The sequence below is a fragment of the Hansschlegelia beijingensis genome, from assembly GCF_045505405.1.
In the GTDB taxonomy this organism is placed as follows: Bacteria; Pseudomonadota; Alphaproteobacteria; order Rhizobiales; family Methylopilaceae; genus Methylopila; species Methylopila beijingensis_A.
Window position 1 is genome coordinate 1 of sequence record NZ_JBJKEX010000188.1, and the last position, 5,911, is coordinate 5,911.

General features: G+C 70.2%; 6 protein-coding genes and 1 pseudogene. 3 read left to right on the plus strand and 4 right to left on the minus strand.

Going from position 1 to position 5,911, the window contains the following annotated elements:
- Positions 1–365, minus strand: a 365-nt coding sequence (locus ACIKT0_RS11880; RefSeq protein ID WP_407105544.1) for an alpha/beta hydrolase, incomplete at its 3' end; no start/stop codon positions are given.
- Positions 366–439: 74 nt separating this feature from the next.
- A complete protein-coding gene (locus tag ACIKT0_RS11885; RefSeq protein WP_407105545.1) occupies positions 440–1,393 on the minus strand; it encodes a ring-cleaving dioxygenase in 954 nt (317 codons plus the stop codon).
- 171 nt (positions 1,394–1,564) lie between these two features.
- On the opposite strand from ACIKT0_RS11885, the gene ACIKT0_RS11890 reads away from it, so the two are divergent.
- The gene (locus ACIKT0_RS11890) at positions 1,565–2,509 is read left to right on the plus strand and encodes a LysR family transcriptional regulator (protein WP_407105546.1); all 945 of its coding nucleotides are present in this window, start codon (positions 1,565–1,567) and stop codon (positions 2,507–2,509) included.
- A gap of 43 nt (positions 2,510–2,552) precedes the next feature.
- On the plus strand, positions 2,553–3,557 hold the full coding sequence (locus ACIKT0_RS11895) for an SDR family oxidoreductase (protein WP_407105547.1): 1,005 nt from the start codon (positions 2,553–2,555) through the stop codon (positions 3,555–3,557).
- A 48-nt stretch (positions 3,558–3,605) separates the two neighbouring features.
- On the opposite strand, the gene ACIKT0_RS11900 is transcribed toward ACIKT0_RS11895, so the two are convergent.
- Positions 3,606–4,085, minus strand: coding sequence for an RrF2 family transcriptional regulator (locus ACIKT0_RS11900; protein WP_407105548.1), 480 nt, complete (start codon positions 4,083–4,085; stop codon positions 3,606–3,608).
- Positions 4,086–4,162: 77 nt separating this feature from the next.
- On the opposite strand from ACIKT0_RS11900, the pseudogene ACIKT0_RS11905 reads away from it, so the two are divergent.
- Positions 4,163–4,822: pseudogene (locus ACIKT0_RS11905) on the plus strand (globin domain-containing protein); the annotation flags it as partial.
- Positions 4,823–4,946: 124 nt separating this feature from the next.
- Here ACIKT0_RS11905 and pdxH read toward each other — a convergent pair.
- The gene (pdxH, locus tag ACIKT0_RS11910) at positions 4,947–5,549 is read right to left on the minus strand and encodes a pyridoxamine 5'-phosphate oxidase (RefSeq protein ID WP_407105549.1); all 603 of its coding nucleotides are present in this window, start codon (positions 5,547–5,549) and stop codon (positions 4,947–4,949) included.
- Positions 5,550–5,911 lie beyond the last annotated feature (362 nt).

Sequence of the window (5,911 nt, forward strand, 5' to 3'; positions counted from 1 at the left end):
GGCCGAAGCAGCAGGACAGCGGCGGCGATGTTCGCGCCGTTGGAGAAGCCGAGCGCGGCCGGCTTCCGGAGCCCGTAGGCGTCGCGCGCCTCTGCGACGAAATCCGCAAGGTCATGCGCGCGGCGGCGGACGTCGTCCTCGTCGAACACGCCCTCCCGCAGTCGTCGGAAGAAGCGCGGCGCGCCGCCCTCGAGGACGTTCCCGCGCGGCGCGAGGAGCGCCGAGCCGGGCGCAAGCGCCTGTCCCAGGGGGAGCAGGTCGTTCTCGTCGCCGCCAGTGCCGTGCAGCAGGAGCAGCGGCGGGCGGGACGGCTCCGTCGCGGGGATGAAGCGATGAAGGTGACGGAAGGTCTCTGCGACCGTCATGGCGAACCTCCGGCCGCGACCGCGGCCCATATTGGAGAGAAGGCGGCGGGCGCAGGAGGCGCCCGCCGGAACATTCAGCCCACTGTCTCCGCCGCCGCGTCGGCGAGCGGCGGAAGCGCCGCCTCGATGCGCGCCCGGTGCGACTCCAGGAACTTCGGCAGCTTGAGCGACTGCCCGAGTTCGTCCGCCGGCTCGTCGACCGCGAAGCCCGGGACATCCGTGGCGATTTCGAACAGCACGCCGCCGGGCTCCCGGAAGTAGACGGACCGGAAATAGTCGCGGTCCTTCTGCTCCGTGGTCGGGACGCCGTAGACCCGCGCGAGCTTCTCCACCATCGCCGCCTGCTCGGCGTCGTCGGCCGCACGGAAGGCGATGTGGTGGACGGCGCCCGCGCCGGGCCTGCCGGGAAGGAAACCCGGAGCGGCCCTGAGGTCGATGACGTCGCCCATGCCGTCGCCGGCCCGGAACCTGGTCGTCGCTCCCTCGGCCCGCTCCTCGGCGTAACCGAACACGCCCGTCAGGATCGCCGCGGTGGCGGCGATGTCCTCGAGCAGCAGGCTGACGCCGTGGAAACCGCGGATCGCATGCTCGGCCGGCACGTCCTCGCCGTTCCAGGCGGGCTCCGCTTCGGCGCCCGGGACCGCCACGAGCGCGAGCCGCATGCCGTCCGGATCCCGGAACGGCAGCACGGTTTCGCCGAAGCGGGTCTCCGGCGCCTCATGCCGGACGCCCTGAGCGACGAAGCGGTGGGTCCAGAAGCCGAGCGCGGCTTCCGGCACGCGCAGCGCCGTCTCCTGCGTCTCGCCGACCCCGAGCCTGCCGGGCGCGACATGCGCCCAGGGGAAGAAGGTCAGGATCGAGCCCGGGGAGCCTTCCGGGTCGCCATAGTAGAGATGGTACGTGCCGGGATCGTCGAAATTGACGGTCTTCTTGACCATCCGCATGCCCAGCACGCGGGTGTAGAAGTCGACGTTGCGCCGGGCGGAGCCCGCGATCGCGGTGACGTGGTGGATGCCGTTGTGAGCCATTGCAGCGCTCCGATGGTCGTGGCGCCGTCTGCGCCGATGGGACGGAAGGTGGCCCTGCCGCCCGCGCTTCGTACCCCCCTCAGCTTGATCACGCGCAAGCTGCATATTGCGCGATCCACCATCATCCTGCTTTGATGCAAATCATCCCTTCGAGAATCAACTGGTGCGCAGATGGCCGACCTGTTCCGTTCGCTCTCCTGGGATGATCTGCGGCTGGTCAAGGCGATCGCCGAGGCGCGCGGCATGCCGGGGGCGGCGGCGACGCTCGGGCTCAACCACTCGACCGTGTTTCGCCGGCTCGGCCAGATCGAGACGACGCTCGGGGTCACGCTGTTCGAGCGCCGCCGCAACGGCTACGGGCTCACCCCGGCCGGCGAGGAGATGACGCGTCTCGCCGCCGAGGTCGAAGACCGCATCGCGGCCTTCTCCCGGCGCATCGAGGGCCGCGCGATCTCGCCGGCCGGCGATCTCCGGGTCGCGACTAACGACACGTTGCTGATCCACCTGCTGACGCCGCTGTTCGCGCGCTTCCAGCAGGCCTGCCCGGACATCCGCCTCGACGTCGTCATCGGCAATCCGGCGCTCAACCTGTCGAAGCGCGACGCGGACGTCGCGATCCGGGCGACAGACAGCCCGCCCGACAACCTTGTCGGGCGGCGGGTGGCGCGCATCGCATGGGCGCTGTACGGGCGGGCGTCCGACTTCCCGGACCCTGACGCGCTGCCGGACCTCGCCGAGCTCAAGATGCGGCCCTGGGTCTCGCTCGGCGAGGAGCTGACCGGACTGAAGGTCGTCAGGTTCGCGCGCGAAAACATACCGGAGGCCAGGCTGCGCTACCGGACCAACACGGTGCTTGGCCTCGCCGAGGCGGTCGAGGCGGGGCTCGGCGTCGGCCACATCCCATGCTTCATCGCCGAGACGCGGCCGGCTCTGGTCCGGCTCGCCCCGCCGGACCCCGCTTTCGCCGCCGATCTCTGGATCCTGACCCATCCCGATCTGCGGCAGTCCCCGCGGGTGCGGGCCTTCATGGACCTCATGGGCGCAGAGCTTGCCGCCACCCGCCCGCTCCTCGAAGGCGCGGGGCTACCGGACGGCGGAGACGTCGGAACCGACTGACGGTCACGGTGTTCCCCAACCTCTTGCAACGGGGTGGGCGGTGATGAACCAAGGAAACGGGCCGGTCGTCGTCGTGACGGGCGCAAGCGCAGGGGTCGGGCGGGCGATCGCCATAAGGTTCGCCGATGCGGGCTTCCGGCTCGGGTTGATCGCGCGCGACGCGACAGCGCTCGAGGACCTCCGCGAGGAATGCGCACGTCGCGGCGCACAGGCGCTGCCCATCGCGGCCGACGTCGCGGACGCCCCAGCCATGTTCGCGGCCGCCGAGTGTATCGAGGCGGAGCTCGGCCCCATCCGGATCTGGATCAACGACGCGATGGAGACGGTGTTCTCCCGCTTCGGCGAGATGACGCCCGAGGAATTCCGGCGCGTGACCGAGGTGACCTATCTGGGCTTCGTGCACGGCACGATGGCGGCGCTCCGGCGCATGCGCGTGCGGGATCGCGGCACGATCATCCAGATCGGCTCCGCCCTCGCCTATCGGGGCATTCCCCTGCAGTCGGCCTATTGCGGCGCCAAGCACGCGATCCGCGGCTTCACCGAATCCGTGCGCTCCGAGCTGATCCACGACAGGTCCGCCGTGCGGCTCGTGATGGTGGATCTGCCGGCCGTCAACACGCCCCAGTTCGGCTGGGCCCGCGCTCACCTCGAAAACGCGCCCCGGCCGATGGGGGCGCCCACTCAGCCAGAACTCGTGGCGGAGGCGGTGTTCCGCGCCGCCCACGGGAACCGCTCCGACTACTGGATCGGCTGGACCACCGCGCTCACGGTTCTGGGCAACGCGATCCTCCCGGGCTTCATGGATCGCTATCTGGCGAGGGCCGTCGAGGGCCAGCAGGGCGACGAGCCGATCTCGCCGGACCGCCGCGACAACCTGCAGGCGCCCGTGCCGGGCCGCCATCGCACGGAGGGATCGTTCTCCGCGGAGGCGACCGCCGGGGCGCCGCTCATGGCCGCCAACGTGGTCCGGATCGGCGTGGTGGCCGCGGGCGCACTGCTGTTCGCGGGCGTCGGCGCCGCGATCGCCGCGGCGCGGCGGCGGCGCTGACGCCTTCCTCCCTTCGAACTGGCCTTGCCTCCCGCCGGCGATCGGTCGCTAGGGCGCGGCGAGCAGCGCGGGCGTCTCCGCCACCGGGCCTGCGAGGCCCAGACGGGCCTCCATCGCGGGCCGGTTCGCGCCACCGATCAGATCGGCCAGCGTCTTGCCGTCCAGCACGGCCATGAAGGCGCCGAGCGCTTCGCACAGAAGGCTCTGGAGCCGACAGACATTGATCAGCGCGCAGCCCGGGCCGTCGGCCTGGAAGCAGGCCACCAGGGCGAGATCCTCCTCGGTGAATCGAACGACGTCGCCGACCCTGATCTCCTCGGGGGCGCGCGCCAGCCTGAGGCCGCCGCCCTTGCCGCGCGTGGTCTGAACAAATCCCCCGCGGCCGAGATTGTGGATCACCTTGACGAGGTGGTTTTCGGAAATGCGGTGCGCCTCCGCGATCTCCCGGATCGAGACGCGCCGGTCCGGACGCAGGCCGATATAGATCAGCGCGCGCAGGGCGTAGTCGGTGTGGAGCGTGAGGCGCATTCTCGAAGGTATATTGGCTTTACACCTTTTATCCAAGCCTCTAGAAGATGTGCGGCACGCACACCTTCGGGGGACAGATGGCAAGAGAACTCAGCGAGCCGACGATCAGCCTCGTCGAGGCGACCGTGCCAGCCCTGCAGGCGCATGGGCTCGACATCACCCGGCGCATGTATGAGCGGCTGTTCCAGAACGCGGAGATCCGCGAGCTCTTCAACCAGTCGCATCATGGCGAGACCGGCTCGCAGCCGCAGGCCCTCGCAGGGGCCGTGCTGGCCTATGCCCAGAACATCGACAATCTCGGCGCGCTGGCCGGCGCAGTCGAGCGCATCGCCCAGAAGCATGTCGGGCTGAACATCCTGCCCGAGCACTATCCGCATGTCGCGGAGGCGCTGCTCGCCGCGATCAAGGACGTCCTCGGCGACGCCGCGACGCCGGAGATCCTGGCGGCGTGGGGAGAGGCTTACTGGTTCCTCGCCGACATCCTGATCGGGCGCGAGAGCCAGATCTATGCCGAGCACGCCGCCACGCCCGGCGGCTGGGTCGGCTGGCGCGATTTCGTCGTCGCCGAAAGACGTCGCGAGAGCGACGTCATCACCTCGTTCGTGCTGAAGCCCGCCGACGGCGGCAAGACCGCTCCGCACCGGCCCGGCCAGTATCTGACGCTGTGGCTGGCGGTTCCGGGCGGCGCGCCGCTGAAACGGAACTACACCATCTCCTCCGCCCCCGGGGGCCCTGCGTCGTGGCGGTCGGCGCCGCGCTCATGCTCGGGACGGCGTCGCCCGTGCGGATTCCGGACATCGGGCAGGTCGCGGGCGGCGTGCCCGCCGGTCGGTCAGGCGTCGTCATCGCGGCTTTGAGCCTTCATGGATAGAGGCGGGTGCGGACCCAGGCGTCCGCCGCGCTCTCGCGCCGGAAAACCGCGCGGTCGTGCAGGCGGAACGGCTGGTCCAGCCAGAACTCGATCGAGATGGGGATGATGCGGAAGCCCGTCCACCAGTCCGGCCGCGGCGGCTCGCCTCCGGCGAACTCGGCTTCCCGCGTCGCCACCGCCTCTTCGAGCGCGGCGCGCGAGGCCAGCGGCTGGGATTGCCGCGAGGCCCAGGCGCCGATGCGGCTGAGCCGCGGGCGGGTTGCGTAATAGGCGTCCGCCTCGGCGTCGCTGACGCGCTCGACGGGACCGCGCACGCGGATCTGGCGCCGCAGCGACTTCCAGTGGAACACGGCGGCGGCCTTCGGCTGCTGATCGAGCTGCGCGCCCTTGGCGCTGCCGACATTGGTGTAGAAGACCAGCCCGCGGCGGTCGAAGCCGTTCATCAGGACGATACGGACGTCCGGCATCCCGTGCTCGTCGACGGTGGCCAACGCCATCGCGTTCGGGTCATTGATCTCGGTGGCGCGCGCTTCTTCGAGCCAAGCCTCGATCACAGGGAAGGGGTCGTCGACTGCGTGGAAGTCACCCGGCATTAACTGCTCCTGCCGTTCAATCCAGCGGCGATCAAGGAGTTCCTGAGTTTGTTGCGTAGCCTCGATCCGCCTCTGGCGACACGCGTTTCCTCTACACGAGCGTCGGCTGCGCCGCGAGCGCGACTGCTGCTGCGGGTCGTTGCGATCTCGACGGTCGCGCTTTTCACCGCCGCATGCAGCATGACTTATCCGCTGTCGGGCGACGCCGACGACATCAAGACCGGCAGCATCGACGCCCGCACGTCCGCGCAGCCCCATGCGGCCGACGCCGTGAGAACAGCGTGAACAGCAGCACGACGAACGGCACATACTCGGCGGCCGCGGCGTGGATCACCTCCGTGGCCGCCGGACCGACGCCATGG

Bases quoted from the DNA above. Each gene is read 5' to 3' on its own strand.
- pdxH (WP_407105549.1), bottom strand. From the start codon at position 5,549: ATGCCGGGTGACTTCCACGCAGTCGACGACCCCTTCCCTGTGATCGAG.
- ACIKT0_RS11890 (WP_407105546.1), top strand. From the start codon at position 1,565: ATGGCCGACCTGTTCCGTTCGCTCTCCTGGGATGATCTGCGGCTGGTC.
- ACIKT0_RS11885 (WP_407105545.1), bottom strand. From the start codon at position 1,393: ATGGCTCACAACGGCATCCACCACGTCACCGCGATCGCGGGCTCCGCC.
- ACIKT0_RS11895 (WP_407105547.1), top strand. From the start codon at position 2,553: ATGAACCAAGGAAACGGGCCGGTCGTCGTCGTGACGGGCGCAAGCGCA.
- ACIKT0_RS11900 (WP_407105548.1), bottom strand. From the start codon at position 4,085: ATGCGCCTCACGCTCCACACCGACTACGCCCTGCGCGCGCTGATCTAT.